The organism is Microbacterium sp. Leaf436 (assembly GCF_001424715.1).
In the GTDB taxonomy this organism is placed as follows: domain Bacteria; phylum Actinomycetota; class Actinomycetes; order Actinomycetales; family Microbacteriaceae; genus Microbacterium.
Genome location: NZ_LMRB01000002.1, coordinates 952,929 through 967,106 on the forward strand (window position 1 = coordinate 952,929; position 14,178 = coordinate 967,106).

The window sequence follows — 14,178 nt, forward strand, 5'->3', positions numbered from 1 at the left end:
TCCATCGCCCCCACCGGAGAACGCTCCATGACCACGCCCGTCGCCGCCCATCGCCCGCTGATCCACCACACCGGGTTCTGGTACTTCCCCGTCGCGTTCGTCGCACGACTGCCGTTCGCGATGATGACGGTGGGCGTGCTCGCCCTGGTCGTCGCGATGCGCGGCTCCGTCGCTCTCGGCGGTCTCACCTCGGCGGCCGTGGGCCTGGGCGTGGTGATCGCCGGTCCCGTGCTCGGCGACCTCGCCGACCGCTTCGGGCAGCGGCGCGTGCTCGTGCCGGTCGGTGTGGCCAACGGCATCCTGCTCGCGATCTTCCCCCTGGTCGTGGCGAACGCGGGCGCCGACGCGCTCCTGCTGTCGGCGGCAGCCGCCATCGGCCTGACCGGACCGCAGACGGCGGCGATGTCGCGCAGTCGTGTGATGGCCCTGATCGGCGACCGAGTGGACCCCGCGCGTCGCGAACGCACCTTCTCGCGGGCCATGGCCTACGAGTCCGCCGCCGATGAGACGGCCTTCGTCATCGGACCGTTCGTCGTCGGTGTGCTCGCCGCCCTCATCGCCCCGTGGGCGCCCATCGCCGGTGCCGCGGTGCTGAGTTTCGTCTTCGTCACCGCCTTCGCGCTGCACCCGACCGGGCGGGCCGTGCCCGAACGCTCGGCGCGTGCGGCGATGGCCCCCTTCCGCGAGCTGGTGCATCCGCGCATGCTCGTGCTGGTGGCCGCGGTCTTCGGCGTCGGGCTGTTCTTCGGTTCGACGCTCACCTCGCTCACCGCGTTCATGGAGGCGCAGGGGGCACCCGAGGCGGGGGCACTGCTGTACGGCGTGATGGGGGTGGGGTCGGCCGTGCTCGCGCTGGCCGTCGCCGCGCTTCCCGTGCGGTTCTCACTCCGGTGGCGCCTGGTCGCGTTCTCGATCGTCCTCACGGCTTCGGCCGGGGCGTACACGGTCGGCGGCTCGGTCGCGACCGTGACCACCGTGCTGTGCCTGATGGGGATCGGCGTCGGCCCCTCGCTCGTGACGCTCTTCAGCCTCGCCGGAAACCGCGCACCACGCGGGCGCACGGCGTCGACCATGACGATCCTCGCCTCGGCCCTCACCCTCGCGCAGGCGCTGTCGTCGGCGGTGACGGGCGCCGTCGCCGAGAGCGTCTCGGTGCAGACCGCGATGCTGTTCCCCGCGGTCGCGGCCCTGCTGGTGCTGGCGATGGCCGCGCTGAACGCCTCCGCCGCCCCACGATGGGATGCCGTCACGACGGCAGCGGGTACCGGCGTCGCAGCAGCACACGCTGCACCAGGGTCCACACCGTCGTCACGGTGAGATAGAGCCCGGCCGCGAGCGGCACGAACAGGGCGACGACGGCGGTGGTGAACTGCAGCGCGCCCACCATGCCCGTCGTCCACGCGGGGGCCGAGGGGTCGACGGGAGGCCGCATGAGCCGCCGCGTGAGCTCGGCCACGCCCGCGATCACCACGACGAGCGCTCCGATCAGGGCGAGGGTCGCGGCATCCACCGTTCCCGAGCCGAGCGCGCCGATGAGGCTGCGTCCGAGCGGCACGCCCAGCAGATCGTGCGAGAGCAGGGCGTTGGACTGACCTCCGACGTTCGGATGCAGGAACACGGCGTAGAGCAGTCCCACGATCGGAGCCTGCGCGAGCATCGGCAGACATCCCGCCGCGGGAGAGGTTCCCTCGTCGCGGTACAGCTGCAGGGTCTCGCGCTGCAGGCGCTCGGGATTCTTCCCCCAGCGTTCGCGCAGCGTCCGCAGGCGCGGAGCGAGACGCGCGCGCGTCTGCTCGGCCCGGGCCTGCGAGACGCCGACGGGAATGAGCAGGAGGCGCACGGCGAGTGTCACGACGACGACCGCGAGAGCGGCCGCGGCGGTGCCGGCGACGGGATCGAGGGCGGCGGTGAGGGCGAGCATCGCTCGCGTGGTGAGGTCGAGGAGCAGGGCGAGGGGAGGAAGAGCGAAGAGGTCCACGGGTGTCCGTTCGGTGCGGCGATCACGGGTCGATCGGTCGCGGGGCGCGGGCGCGACGGCACGCATCCGGGGACGGGCGTGCGGCGCGCGTGAGCGCGGGCGACCGGCATCGCGGATCCCGGCACGCCGTGGACACCGTCGCGAGAGACGGCTCGGGGCGCGGGACTACGCGGTGCGGACCGTGTGCCCCGGCGCGCGGGGACGAGGATGCCCGGCCGCGTCGGGGTCGCTCTGCGCGACGGGCGCCGACGGATCGATCGGCCGCGACGACGGCGGTGAGACGGACGCCAGCAGTGCGGGGAGGACCACGAGCACCACGACCGCGGTGACCACGACCGCCGCGGCGAGCACGATCGCCAGGAGCGGTGCACCGTCGCCGGGGGTGAGGGCGAGCTCGGCCGAGGCGAGCAGCACGGTGAGCATGCTGATCAGCGATGCGAACACGTGGCCACCCCCTCTGCGGTCGGGCTCCACGCTAGCAGGGCCCGCTCGCTACGCTGGGGCGATGACCACCCTCGTGCTCACCGTCGTCGGCGACGATCGCGCCGGACTCGTCTCGGCGGTCGCCGACATCGTCGACGCCCACGGCGGCAACTGGGAGAACAGCGAACTGGCCGAACTGGCCGGGGCGTTCGCCGGGATCGTCGAGGTGTCGGTGGCGCCCGACCGCGCCGATGGCCTGCGCGCCGCCCTCGAGGGCCTGGCCGGAACCCTCACCGTCACCGTGCATGCCCGCACGCCCGCGCCGGCGGCATCCGTTCCCCGCACCGTCACTCTCGACGTGGTCGGCAACGACCGGCCGGGGATCGTGCGCGAGATCTCGACCGCGCTGAGCGCGCGGGGCGCCAGCATCGAACGCATGTCGACGCAGACGACGGATGCCGCGATGGCCGGCGGTCGCCTGTTCGAGGCCGTGATCACCGCCACGCTCGGCCCCGACGTCGTCGTCGACGACCTGGTGGCCGACCTCGAGCACCTCGCGGCGGAGATCCAGGTCGACGTCTCACTGTTGGAGTAGTCCGAACGCGGAGGCGGCGGGGACTCCTCCCCGCGGCGGGGAGCGTCGGGCTGCTGCTCAGCGTCGGCGTGACCGCACGACCAGCCGCGCGATGCCGCGCCACCCGACGAGCAGGAGCGCCAGGGTGATCGCGGCGACGATGACGAACGCCACCGCGACGCCCTGACCGCTCACCACGCGCAGCACCATGCCGAGCGCGACCGTGATGGCCCACAGCGGCAGGCCCGCGCGCACGACCGCCAGCGGGTCACGCCAGGCGCGCGTGACGAGCCAGCCGATGGCCAACGCGGCGAGGAACGGCCACGCCGTGATCGCGAGCTGCGAGCCGAACGGTCCGAACACGTCGCCGTCGTGCGTGGAGCGACCGATGCCGGCGAAGACGACCACGAGCACGGCGTCGAGGACGAACGGCAGGACGGGGGAGCGGCGAGGAGTCGGCACCCCACCATTGTCCTCGCCCCGCAGGGCGACCGCGCGCACGCACCCGCGCGCACGCACCCGCGCGCACTCACCGAGCGCACGGGCTCGTGCGGAGAGAACGCGCGCGCGGGATATCGCGGATGTATCGCCGGGCGCAGACGTTCCGGCAACGCCGCGGGCGATGGACTGAGGTTCCCGTTCTGCTGGAGGTTTCCGTGTCCGATCGCTCCGCGCCCTCTCCGACCACCGCGCGCATCCTGCTCGCCACCGCCGTGCTCACCGTCGTGGCGGGGCTGACGCTCGCTCCGCGGGCCGTCGCCTGGCCCGCGCGCACGCTCGTCCTCGATGCGCTCGACCACCTCCCGCCGCGGTGGAACGACCTGCTGCTCGGCGGCAACGCCGACACCGCGCTCAACATCGCGTTCTTCGTGCCGCTCGGCGCCGCGCTCGCGCTCCTGCTGCCGCTGCGATGGTCTCCGGCATCCGTCCTCGTGGCGGCCGCGGTGTCGCTCACGGTGGAGGTCGCGCAGACGGTGCTGCCCGGTCGCGTGTCGGATCCGGGCGACGTGGTGGCGAACGCCGCCGGCGCCCTGGTCGGCACGGTCGTCGTGGTCTTCGCGCGGGTGATGTTCCGCGGGGATCGCGGGTCGGCTCAGCGGGGCAGCCGCAGACGGGCGTGAAGCCCGCCGTCCGCCCTCGGCCACAGCTCGAGCCGGCCCCGGTGCGCCCGGGCGACCGAGGCGACGATGGCGAGTCCGAGACCCGTTCCGTCGGACCGGCCTCGGGTGCGGCCCGCTCCCCGCACGAAGGGCTCGGCGAGCGTGGCGACGAGTTCGCGCGGGAGCGGGGCCCCCGAGTTCGCGACGTCGACGATGACGTCGGTCTCGTCGCCGCCCACCGCGACCCGCACCCAACCGCCGGCGACGTTGTGCACGACGGCGTTGCGGACGAGATTCCCCACCGCCTGGCGGACCAGGGTCGCATCGACGCGCGCCACGACACCCGTCGCGGCAGGGACGGCGAGATCGATGCCGGCGGCGGCGGCCCCGTCGCGTTCGTCGTCGACCGCCGCGGTGACCAGGGCTCCGACATCGGTCGTGTGCCGCGGCCGTTCACCGGCTCGTCCGGCGACCGCGAGGTCGACCCGCGCGAGATCGAGGAGCGCCTCGGTGAGGTCGATGGCGCGTTCGTTGGTGACCTCGAGGCGGTGCAGAAGTGTCGGCAGGTCGACGCCCGCGGGATCGGCGTGCGCCACTTCGAGCAGCGCGCGCATCGTGGCGTGGGGGGTGCGCAGCTCGTGCGACGCGTTGGCCGCGAAGCGCTTCTCCTCGTCGAGGGTCTCGCCCACGCGGGTGAGCATCGCGTCGAAGGTGTCGGCGAGATCGGTGAGTTCGTCGCGGCGCCCGGGCAGCGCCGCGCGGTGTTGCAGGTCGCCGTCGCGCACGGCACGGGCAGCGTCCGTGATGCGCGTCAGCGGGCGCAGCATGAGGCCGGCCACGAACCACCCGCCGCCGAGGCCGAGGGCCGCGAGGCCGATCACCGTGTACCAGGCGTATCGCACGAACGCCTCGACCAGATCGCGCCGGCCGGGGGTGAAGGCCCCGCTCTCGGACGAGAGGTTGCCCTCGGGCAGGAACCGCAGCACGAGGAAGCCCAGCACGAACACCGCCACGCCCACGACCACGACGAAGGCCGCGTAGCTGAGAGTGAGCTTGAGCCGGACCGAGAGTCCCGCCGGGCGCTCACTCATCGGCGGACCCGACGCGGTAGCCCACCCCGGCGACCGTCTGGATCAGCCACGGCTCGCCGAGCCGTTTGCGCAGCGTCGAGATCGTGATGCGGACGGCGTTGGTGAAGGGATCGGCGTTCTCGTCCCACGCGCGTTCGAGCAGCGTCTCGGCGCTCACGACCCCGCCGGCCGCGGCCAGCAGCACCTCGAGCACCGCGAACTGCTTGCGGGTGAGCGACACATAGCGTCCGTCGCGGTAGACCTCGCGCCGGAAGGGGTCAAGGCGGATGCCGTCGCGCTCGAGCACCGGGGGAGTCCCGGCCGCGGGGCGCCGGGCGAGGGCGCGCAGGCGCAGCACGAGCTCCTTGAGCACGAAGGGCTTGGTGAGGTAGTCGTCGGCGCCGCTCTCGAACCCGCGGGCCTTGTCGTCGAGTCGGTCGGCGGCGGTGAGCATGAGCACGCGCGGGGCCGCCGGCCGAGCCGAGAGCTCGCGCGCGATCTCGTCGCCGTTGGGGCCGGGGATGTCGCGGTCCAGCACGACGACGTCGTAGGCGGTGTACCCGAGCAGTTCCAGAGCGGTGTCGCCGTCGCCGGCGATGTCGGCCGCGATCGCCTCGAGCCGCAGACCATCGCGGATCGCTTCGGCGAGGTAGGGCTCGTCCTCGACGATCAGCACACGCATACCGCGATCGTAGGCCGACCGGTGTATTGCGGGCGTATGTAGCGTGGGGGGCATGGCGACGCGACTCCTCCTGCTGGCCGACACCCACGTGCCGAAGCGGGCGCGCGTGCTTCCGGATGCCGTGCGGCGGGCGGCATCCGGAGTCGACCTCATCGTGCACGCGGGCGACTGGGTCGAGGCGGCGGTCCTCGACGAGCTGAGCGCCCTCGGACCGGTCCTCGGCGTGTGGGGCAACAACGACGGCGACGACCTGCGGGCGCGTCTGCCCGAGGTCGCCCGCGCCGACATCGAGGGCGTGCGCGTCGCCGTGGTGCACGAGACGGGCGCGGCGGCGGGGCGCGAGCGGCGAATGGACGCGGCGTTCCCCGACACCGATCTGCTGGTGTTCGGGCACAGCCACATCCCCTGGGACACCGTGACTCCGCGAGGCCTGCGACTGCTCAACCCCGGGTCGCCCACCGACCGGCGACGTCAGCCGGCGTGCACGGTGATGACGCTGACCCTCGCCGACTCCGGGGTGCACGACGTCGAATTGCACGAGGTGTCGCGCGACTGAACGCGGTATCGGCGGCGTATGCGTCGTCGCATACGATCCTGCAACGCGGTGGGCGCTCGACTGGGTCCATGGCACCCCCGACCTCTGCTCCCTCTTCTTCTCGACACCGACGCCGTCTGGCGCTGCTCACCATCGGCGGCGGCCTCGTCGTCGTCCTCACGGCGGCGATCACCCTGGCCGCCTCGACGACGGCCATCTCGTTCACCTCGGGCGTGCTCGCGGCGACGGGATACGCCCCCACGATCGACGACGGCGTCGTCGACGCGGCACTCCCGCTGAGCGTCGACGAAGACGAACATCCCGCGATGGTGCGCCTCGACGAAGGTCTGCGTGAGGCCCTGCGCGCGGCGCAGGTCGCCGCCCTCGACGACGGCGTCACCTTCGACATCACGAGCGGGTGGCGCAGCGCCGATTATCAACGGTGGCTGCTGGCCGACGCGATCGCCACCTCCGGCAGTGAAGAGACGGCGCGGGAGCTCGTGGCCACACCCGAGCGGTCGAGTCATGTGACGGGCCGGGCGGTGGACATCGGCTCGCTCGACGCGCAGCTGTGGCTCATCGAGCACGGTCGCGCGTGGGGGCTCTGCCAGACGTACGCGAACGAGCGGTGGCATTTCGAGCGCGCGACCCGCGACGGGGAGGACTGCCCCGAGCCGCGCACCGACGCCCGCGGGTGACAGCCCGCGGGTGAGAGCCCGCGGGTGATACAGCGACGGCGCCGTCCCCTGGAGGGGGCGGCGCCGTCGTGGTGCTGCGTGCTGCTACTTGACCGCGAGGTGACGCGACGAGCCGGTCAGCGGGCAGTCGAACGGGTCGCGGGCCGCGAGTCCGACCTCGTTGAGGTAGCGGATGACGATTCCGTAGGACTGCAGCAGGGTCGTCTCGACGTACGGCACACCTAGGGTCTGGCAGTGCTCGCGGACGATGGCGCGGGCGCGGCTGAGCTGCGGGCGGGCCATGTTCGGGAACAGGTGGTGCTCGATCTGGTAGTTCAGACCGCCCATGAGCCAGGTGGCCCACCAGCCGCCGGAGATGTTGCGCGAGGTGCGCACCTGCTTGCTGAAGAAGTCCAGCTTTGCTCCGGGTTCGATGACGGCCATGCCCTTGTGGTTGGGGGCGAAGGACGCTCCCATGTACACGCCGAAGACGGCGAGCTGCACACCCAGGAAGGCGAACGCCATGCCGAGGGGCAGGAACACGAAGATGGGCGTCAGCACCAGCGCGTGGCGCACGGCCAGCAGAGCCAACTCGCGCCAGCGGCCCTTGACCTCTTGACGAGAGAACAGGTGGCGGAAGGCGAGGGCGTGCAGGTTCAGGCCCTCGAGCGTGAGCAGGGGGAAGAACAGCCATCCCTGTCGCCGGGTGATCCAGCGCTGGATGCCGCGGGCCTTGGCGGCGTCTTCGTCGAGGAACGAGATCGTGTCGATCTCGATGTCGGGGTCTTTGCCGACGCGGTTCGGGTTGGCGTGGTGCCGCGTGTGCTTGGACGCCCACCACGACTGGCTCATGCCGACGACGCCGTTGCCGATCCACAGTGCCAACCGGTCGTTCGCGGGACCGGATGCCAGGATCTGGCGGTGGTTCGCCTCGTGGGCGAGGAACGCGACCTGGGTGAACAGGATGCCGAGTGCCGCGGCGATCAGAAGCTGGAACCAGCTGTCACCCAGAAGAATGGAACCGGTGATGGTGGCGGCGAACCCGAGGGTGATCGCGATGCCCACCACGAGGTAGAACCGGGGGGTGCGGGCCAGGAGGCCGCTCTCGCGGACGACCGACGACAACTCTGTGTAGGCCTTCGCGATCGGGGGGAATTCGGTGGTGCCGGAGTACGTCTGACGAACGGGGCCGAGGCGGGACTCGACGATGGTGGAGGCGATGGACTGCTCCTCTAATCGGGTTGACCGTGGTCGGGAGCCGAGGTGGATACCCCGGTCTGAGGATCACACTACGGGGGACCGTATGGGGCGTTCGGAATACATCCACATGTGCAGGAGGCTCACGGGAAATGCGAAGAGACGCAGACGACGCCGGCGCGGACGCGAAGGTCGCCGACGCCCCCCGGGAACGACGAAAGCCGGGTCCGTCGCGAGGCGACGGGTCCCGGCTTCCGAGGTAAGCGGAGCTTAGAGGGGCTGGATGTTCGCAGCCTGCATGCCCTTGGGGCCCTGCTCGGCGTCGAATTCGACCTTCTGCGCTTCCTGCAGCTCCTTGAAGCCGTTGCCCTGGATCGCGCTGAAGTGCGCGAACAGGTCGGCGGAGCCGTCATCGGGAGCGATGAAGCCGTAGCCCTTTTCGGAGTTGAACCATTTCACGGTGCCAGTGGCCATCGTGTTCTTCCTTTATTCATGTTGGGCCGCAGTCGCGGCCGTGGGCGCCGCTCCGGCGCGTGCGGAGCGGACGGGTTACGCCGAGTCACCGTACTGGTGGCTCGTACGCGATGCCCGTTGACGGCGGCCTGAGCCGCGTCGACGGACGTGTGGACACCGAGATTCTCGCCGAGCGGACCCTGGGCTTCGAAGCCCGAGGTGCCCGCGCCGACGAAACCGGCGTAGTCGGATCCGGCCATCGCGACGAAGACGTCGAGATCGGCCTGGCGCCACGATAGTGGCGAAAGGTGAAGCAAGGACACAGAAACTTTCCGCGAGTGCGAGGCGAGGACCGAAGCCGTCGAGCGAGGCACGCGATGGTAGGGGGAGGGAATGCTGTCACTCACGGCTCGGCGCTGTGCGCCCGGCATCTCTGCGATGAGGCGGTCGTCCATGAAGCAAGTCCCAGAATTAATGCCTCCACGTTATCACGGATACCGGTTCTGTGCCCGAGAGGATGCTGACGGCGTCGAACGTGTGCACTGGAGTCATGGCATCCGGCGATCCTTCCCCCTCCGACGATGAACGGTGGCTCGTGATCGACGGCCGTCGCTGGCGGCGTACCGACCCCGCCCTGCCCGACGACCTCGCCGCACGTCTGCGTTCGCATCTGGGCCGGGCGCGCTCCGCCGTGCGCACCGGGAAGCGCGCGGGCGACGACGCCGCGGTCGCCTCGGCGCGCCGTCGGGTGGGCCTGGCGAAGACGGGCCTCGGAGAGCGCGGCCCGCGCTGGTGGGACGAGGAGGTCGACGCGCGCATCGGTCGCGCGGCCGACGCCGTCGAGGAGCTCGACGGGCTCGCACCGCCCGCCTCGGGAGCAGATGCCGGCGGCGAGGTCAATCCGTAGCGTGCCGCTCGCCGTCGGGGTCTGCTGAGAGTTCCGATGAAAGGAACCGTCATGTCCTCCACCCCGTCCGAGCTCGAGAAGCTCAACGATCTGCTCAAGAAGTTCCGTTTCGCGATGGTCACCACGCGGGCCGAGGGCGGCGACCTGCATGCCCACCCGCTCACGGTGCAGGAGACCGAGTCCGACGGTGACCTGTGGTTCATCGTGGGGACGCACGCGTCGGCCGTCGAGCACGTGCGGCGCGACCCGAAGGTGGGCCTGTCGTTCAGCTCCGACGGTCTCTGGCTCTCGCTCGCCGGTGAGGGCGAGGTGGTGGACGACCTGGCCAAGCTCAAGGAGCTGTGGTCGACCAGCGTCGAGGCGTGGTTCCCGGAGGGGCCCGAGTCGCCCGGTGTGACGCTGCTGAAGGTGTCGGCGTTGACCGGCGAGTACTGGGGGAGTGCGGGCGGTCGCATCGCCACGGCGGTGGCCCTGGTGACGTCGAAGGTCACCGGCGAACGTCCTCGTGGCGGCGAGAACGAGACGTTCGACCTGACCGACTGAGAGCACGCCCCCCGCGGCGGCTCGCCGCGCGGGGGGTGTCGGCTCAGCCGCCGGAGGGGTTGTCGACGGGCGCGTCGTCGCCGTCGGTGGTGTCGGGGATCTCGGGGGCGTCCGCCGTCTCGAGTTCGTCGGGCTGATCGGCGGTGTCGTCGTGGCCGTGGCCGGGTGTCGAGTTCATGCCGCCACCCGACCACGGCCCGTGCTCATCGCGCGCGGGTATTGCGCGGACCGTACCCGTGTGCGAGGCGCAAGCCCCCGGGGCGCACGGTCGGGTCTTGCGACGATGACGGCATGTCACGACCCGAGGTGCGTTCCAAGCCCTGCGCGTTCTGCGGCCGGCCCTTCACCGACCGCAAGCGGTGGAGCGGACGCGATCAGTGGGATCAGGTGCTCTACTGCTCGCGCGGATGCCGAGCGAAGGCCGCCGCAGCTCGGAGGAGCGCGTGAGTGCGTCGGCGAAGGTCACCGCGGCGCTCATCCTGGCGACGCAGCAGTTCGAGGAGCACCCCGCCTACGCCGACGCCGACGTCGATGAGTTCTTCTTCATCGAATCCGCGCCGAGGTTCCGGAAGCTCCCTTACCACCGGCACAAGATCGTGCTGCTCGTGTCGGCGATGCGGCACACCGCCGCACGGCTCGAGTCCGAGGGGCGCACCGTGCGTCGGATCACCCTGCGCGACGATCTCGGGTTCGCGGCCGGCCTGACGCGGTTGCTCGACGATCACGGCGTCGGGACGCTGCGGTGGATGAGCGACCCGAACCGCCCGGTCGACGATCGCATCGCGCGTCTGTGCGAGAAGCGGGGAGTCGACACCGACATCCTCTCGGACGGGCTGTTCCTCACCCCCGAAGACGAGGTCGACCGGTGGTTCGCCGAGCACCCGACGCCGCTCATGGAGGACTTCTACCACTGGCAGCGCCGGCGCACCGGCATCCTGATGGACGGGGGGAAGCCCGCGGGGCGCCGCTGGAACTTCGACGCCGACAACCGCAAGCCGCTGCCCAAGAAGGGGGTCGAGATCCCGGCACTGCCGCAGCCCGAGCATGATGACATCACGCGGGAGGTCATCGCCGAGGTCGACGAGCTCTTCCCCGACCAGCCCGGCGCGGCGGGGGAGTTCTGGCTGCCGGTCACGCCGGAGCAGTCGAGGCAGTGGCTCGACGTGTTCGTCGCCGAGCGCCTGAACGACTTCGGCCGCTACGAAGACGCGATGAAGGCTGACGAGCCCTTCCTCTTCCACGCGATCATCTCGCCGATGCTGAACATCGGCCTGCTCACCGTCGAGGAGGTGGTCGCCGCGGCGACCCGGACCGATGCCCCGTTGGCATCCGTCGAGGGGTTCATCCGCCAGGTGATCGGATGGCGCGAGTACATGCGCGGCATGTACCGGGCGCACCCGGAGCTGGAGCACGTCAACGCGCTGCACCTCGAGCAGCGCATCGAGAAGTACTGGTACACCGGGCAGCGGATGCCGAGCACCCTGCCGATCCCGGTGCGCACGGTGCTCGAACGCGTGCACCGGTGGGGCTACGCGCACCACATCGAGCGGCTGATGGTGCTCGGCAACTGGTTCCTGCTGCAGGGCTACGCCCCGCGACAGGTGAACGACTGGTTCCTGGCCCTGTTCGTCGACGCGTACGACTGGGTCATGGTGCCCAACGTCATGGGGATGAGCCAGTTCGCCGACGGCGGTTTCGTCGCGACCAAGCCGTACGTGTCGGGCGGGGCGTACCTGCAGAAGATGGGCTCGTGGTGGCCGTCGGCGGCGGATGCCAAGGACTCCGTGTTCACCGAGGCGTACTGGGCGTTCCTCGAACGCCACGAGGACGTGCTGGCCGGCAACCACCGGTTGAGCCTCGCACTGGCCCAGATGCGAAAGCGGCGCGACGCGAAAGAGTAGGCGGTCCCTCGGGCGCCGCGCTTTCGCCGGCGGTCGGCGAAGCCGTCGGCGCCGCGCGCCGAACTCCTGAGTTTTCGCGCGTCCGCGCCGCGTCGCGGCGATATACGCACCCGACCGCCGAGAACTCAGGAGTTCGGCACCGCGTGCCCGGTCAGCCCTTGAGCTTGTTCAGTGCCGAACCCTTGTGCGCGGCCTTCGAGCCCGACTTCTCGGACTTCACGAGGTAGGCCGGTTCGTCATCTGATGCCGTGAACTTCTGGCCGTCGTGCTCGAAATCCTTCGTCTTCTTCTCGACGACCTCACCCTGCGTGCGCCCCTGCGGGGTGTTCCAGCTGACCCGGTCGCCCTTCGACAGATCCTTCGACATGGTGCGTCCTTCCGTTCGTGTGCGCTCATGCTCTCGGCAGCGCGAGGGCGCGCTCGGGGGATTGACACCGGCTGCACCCACTACGTGGTCGGGCGCGCAACCGCAATGCCCGAGTGATGTCGGGGCCCCTGCGTAGCGTCGAGGTGGGCCTTCGTTTCGCGGCCCACGACGTCAGGAGAGCCATGACCGAGCCGACCACCCCGCAGAGCCCGACCACCGCCAACAACGGCGCCCCGGTCGCCAGTGACGAACACTCGCAGAGCGTCGGAGCCGACGGCTCCCTCGCCCTCACCGACCACTACCTCATCGAGAAGCTCGCGCAGTTCAACCGCGAGCGGGTGCCGGAGCGCGTGGTGCACGCCAAGGGCGGCGGAGCGTTCGGCACGTTCCGCACCACCGGCGACGTGTCGGCCTACACGCGCGCCGCTCTGTTCCAGCCCGGCGTCGAGACCGAGATGCTCGCCCGTTTCTCGTCGGTCGCCGGCGAGCAGGGCAGCCCCGACACCTGGCGCGATCCGCGCGGCTTCTCGCTGAAGTTCTACACGACCGAGGGCAACTACGACCTCGTCGGCAACAACACCCCGGTCTTCTTCGTGAAGGACGGCATCAAGTTCCCCGACTTCATCCGCTCGCAGAAGCGCCTGCCGGGCAGCCACCTGCGCGACAACACGATGCAGTGGGACTTCTGGACGCTGTCTCCCGAGAGCGCGCACCAGGTGACCTGGCTGATGGGCGACCGCGGCATCCCGGCCTCGTGGCGTCACATGAACGGCTACGGCTCGCACACCTACCAGTGGATCAACGCCGAGGGGGAGCGGTTCTGGGTCAAGTACCACTTCCACACCGACCTGGGCCACAAGACGCTCACGCAAGACGAGGCCGACCAGATCGCCGGTCAAGACGCCGACTTCCACATTCGCGACCTCTACGCCGCGATCGAGCGGGCCGAGTTCCCGACGTGGACGCTCAAGGTGCAGATCATGCCGTACGACGACGCCAAGACGTACAGGTTCAACCCCTTCGACCTGACCAAGGTGTGGCCGCACAGCGACTACCCCGAGATCGAGGTCGGCACGATGGAGCTGAACCGCAACCCGGGCAACTACTTCGCCGAGATCGAGCAGGCGGCCTTCGAGCCGTCGAACTTCGTGCCCGGCATCGACGGCAGCCCCGACAAGATGCTGCAGGCCCGCATCTTCAGCTACGCCGACGCGCACCGCTACCGCGTGGGAACGAACTACCAGCAGCTGCCGGTCAACCGGCCGCACACCGAGGTGCACTCGTACTCGAAGGAAGGCGCGATGCGCTACGAGTACAACGCGCCCGAGGTGCCCGTGTACGCGCCCAACTCGGTCGGCGGCCCCGCGGCCGACCCGCGCCGCGCGGGCGACGGCGGCTGGCAGAGCGACGGCGACCTCGTCCGCTCGGCGGCCACCCTGCACCCCGAAGACGACGACTGGGGTCAGGCGGGCACGTTGGTGCGCGAGGTCATGTCGGCCGAGCAGCGCGACCGCCTCGTCGAGACGATCACCGGGCACGTCGGGGGAGTGACCCGCGCCGAGGTGCGCGAGCGCGCCGTGCAGTACTGGAAGAACGTGGATGCCGAGGTCGGCTCCCGTGTCGAGGCCGCGCTGCCCCCGCTCGAGGGTTCGACCGCGCCCGGCGAGCAGTTGAGCGAGCCGAACCCCGACGGTGACCTCGTCGGAACGGACGTGGCGGGGAAGATCTGAGGTCGGCGACCCGCGGCGCCCCGCGGGGCGTCGCCGGTTCA

The 14,178-nt window shown here is 70.8% G+C and carries 19 protein-coding genes; 10 read left to right on the forward strand and 9 right to left on the reverse strand.

The features are described from left to right. The first annotated feature begins 27 nt into the window (after positions 1–27). Positions 28–1,317 (forward strand): MFS transporter, encoded by a 1,290-nt coding sequence (locus ASG45_RS08730; RefSeq protein WP_082516520.1) that lies wholly within the window; start codon positions 28–30, stop codon positions 1,315–1,317. Here the strand turns inward: ASG45_RS08730 and ASG45_RS08735 are convergent. Both ASG45_RS08735 and ASG45_RS08740 read right to left on the reverse strand, forming a co-directional pair. Continuing rightward, positions 1,247–1,978 (reverse strand): YidC/Oxa1 family membrane protein insertase, encoded by a 732-nt coding sequence (locus tag ASG45_RS08735; protein ID WP_055835658.1) that lies wholly within the window; start codon positions 1,976–1,978, stop codon positions 1,247–1,249. The two genes, ASG45_RS08730 and ASG45_RS08735, sit on opposite strands and share 71 nt — an antisense overlap. A gap of 165 nt (positions 1,979–2,143) precedes the next feature. Next, a complete protein-coding gene (locus tag ASG45_RS08740) occupies positions 2,144–2,422 on the reverse strand; it encodes a DUF6412 domain-containing protein (RefSeq protein ID WP_055835661.1) in 279 nt (92 codons plus the stop codon). Positions 2,423–2,483: 61 nt separating this feature from the next. On the opposite strand from ASG45_RS08740, the gene ASG45_RS08745 reads away from it, so the two are divergent. Further along, complete coding sequence (locus ASG45_RS08745; RefSeq protein ID WP_055835664.1) at positions 2,484–2,996, forward strand: glycine cleavage system protein R; 513 nt, start codon at positions 2,484–2,486, stop codon at positions 2,994–2,996. 57 nt (positions 2,997–3,053) lie between these two features. Here the strand turns inward: ASG45_RS08745 and ASG45_RS08750 are convergent, their stop codons facing one another. Continuing rightward, entirely contained in the window at positions 3,054–3,437 is a 384-nt protein-coding gene (locus ASG45_RS08750) for a DUF3054 domain-containing protein (RefSeq protein ID WP_055836009.1), read from the reverse strand. 194 nt (positions 3,438–3,631) lie between these two features. On the opposite strand from ASG45_RS08750, the gene ASG45_RS08755 reads away from it, so the two are divergent. Beyond that, complete coding sequence (locus tag ASG45_RS08755) at positions 3,632–4,096, forward strand: VanZ family protein (protein ID WP_055835668.1); 465 nt, start codon at positions 3,632–3,634, stop codon at positions 4,094–4,096. Here ASG45_RS08755 and ASG45_RS08760 read toward each other — a convergent pair. Both ASG45_RS08760 and ASG45_RS08765 read right to left on the reverse strand, forming a co-directional pair. Beyond that, on the reverse strand, positions 4,069–5,166 hold the full coding sequence (locus ASG45_RS08760; RefSeq protein ID WP_055835672.1) for a sensor histidine kinase: 1,098 nt from the start codon (positions 5,164–5,166) through the stop codon (positions 4,069–4,071). The genes ASG45_RS08755 and ASG45_RS08760 overlap by 28 nt on opposite strands. Continuing rightward, positions 5,159–5,827: a response regulator transcription factor gene (locus tag ASG45_RS08765; protein WP_055835675.1), complete on the reverse strand. Its 669-nt coding sequence runs from the start codon at positions 5,825–5,827 to the stop codon at positions 5,159–5,161. The genes ASG45_RS08760 and ASG45_RS08765 overlap by 8 nt, the downstream gene beginning before the upstream one ends. A 52-nt stretch (positions 5,828–5,879) precedes the next feature. Between ASG45_RS08765 and ASG45_RS08770 the strand changes: the two genes are divergently transcribed. Together ASG45_RS08770 and ASG45_RS08775 are read left to right on the forward strand one after the other, a co-directional pair. Continuing rightward, positions 5,880–6,383, forward strand: coding sequence for a metallophosphoesterase family protein (locus ASG45_RS08770; RefSeq protein ID WP_055835678.1), 504 nt, complete (start codon positions 5,880–5,882; stop codon positions 6,381–6,383). 68 nt (positions 6,384–6,451) lie between these two features. Continuing rightward, positions 6,452–7,060 (forward strand): M15 family metallopeptidase, encoded by a 609-nt coding sequence (locus ASG45_RS08775; protein ID WP_055835681.1) that lies wholly within the window; start codon positions 6,452–6,454, stop codon positions 7,058–7,060. A gap of 84 nt (positions 7,061–7,144) precedes the next feature. Here ASG45_RS08775 and ASG45_RS08780 read toward each other — a convergent pair whose 3' ends face one another. Together ASG45_RS08780 and ASG45_RS08785 are read right to left on the reverse strand one after the other, a co-directional pair. Then, positions 7,145–8,260, reverse strand: coding sequence for a fatty acid desaturase family protein (locus tag ASG45_RS08780; protein WP_082516521.1), 1,116 nt, complete (start codon positions 8,258–8,260; stop codon positions 7,145–7,147). A gap of 246 nt (positions 8,261–8,506) precedes the next feature. After that, positions 8,507–8,710, reverse strand: a complete 204-nt coding sequence (locus tag ASG45_RS08785; protein ID WP_055835690.1) for a cold-shock protein — start codon at positions 8,708–8,710, stop codon at positions 8,507–8,509. Between the two features lie 529 nt (positions 8,711–9,239). Here ASG45_RS08785 and ASG45_RS08790 point away from each other — a divergent pair. Together ASG45_RS08790 and ASG45_RS08795 are read left to right on the forward strand one after the other, a co-directional pair. Next, on the forward strand, positions 9,240–9,596 hold the full coding sequence (locus ASG45_RS08790) for a hypothetical protein (RefSeq protein WP_055835693.1): 357 nt from the start codon (positions 9,240–9,242) through the stop codon (positions 9,594–9,596). Positions 9,597–9,647: 51 nt separating this feature from the next. Continuing rightward, positions 9,648–10,139, forward strand: a complete 492-nt coding sequence (locus ASG45_RS08795; RefSeq protein WP_055835696.1) for a pyridoxamine 5'-phosphate oxidase family protein — start codon at positions 9,648–9,650, stop codon at positions 10,137–10,139. Between the two features lie 43 nt (positions 10,140–10,182). Here the strand turns inward: ASG45_RS08795 and ASG45_RS16725 are convergent, their stop codons facing one another. Then, positions 10,183–10,317 carry a hypothetical protein gene (locus ASG45_RS16725; protein WP_268773221.1) on the reverse strand — a complete coding sequence of 45 codons (135 nt, stop codon included), beginning with the start codon at positions 10,315–10,317 and terminating at the stop codon, positions 10,183–10,185. A gap of 113 nt (positions 10,318–10,430) precedes the next feature. Here ASG45_RS16725 and ASG45_RS15895 point away from each other — a divergent pair, with 113 nt between their 5' ends. Next, positions 10,431–10,586 carry a DUF2256 domain-containing protein gene (locus ASG45_RS15895; RefSeq protein ID WP_082509373.1) on the forward strand — a complete coding sequence of 52 codons (156 nt, stop codon included), beginning with the start codon at positions 10,431–10,433 and terminating at the stop codon, positions 10,584–10,586. Then, on the forward strand, positions 10,583–12,040 hold the full coding sequence (locus ASG45_RS08800; RefSeq protein ID WP_055835699.1) for a cryptochrome/photolyase family protein: 1,458 nt from the start codon (positions 10,583–10,585) through the stop codon (positions 12,038–12,040). Before ASG45_RS15895 ends, ASG45_RS08800 begins: the two co-directional genes overlap by 4 nt. A gap of 151 nt (positions 12,041–12,191) precedes the next feature. Here the strand turns inward: ASG45_RS08800 and ASG45_RS08805 are convergent, their stop codons facing one another. Beyond that, positions 12,192–12,407 (reverse strand): DUF2945 domain-containing protein, encoded by a 216-nt coding sequence (locus tag ASG45_RS08805; RefSeq protein WP_055835701.1) that lies wholly within the window; start codon positions 12,405–12,407, stop codon positions 12,192–12,194. Positions 12,408–12,589: 182 nt separating this feature from the next. Between ASG45_RS08805 and ASG45_RS08810 the strand changes: the two genes are divergently transcribed. Then, positions 12,590–14,137 (forward strand): catalase, encoded by a 1,548-nt coding sequence (locus tag ASG45_RS08810; RefSeq protein ID WP_055835704.1) that lies wholly within the window; start codon positions 12,590–12,592, stop codon positions 14,135–14,137. Positions 14,138–14,178 lie beyond the last annotated feature (41 nt).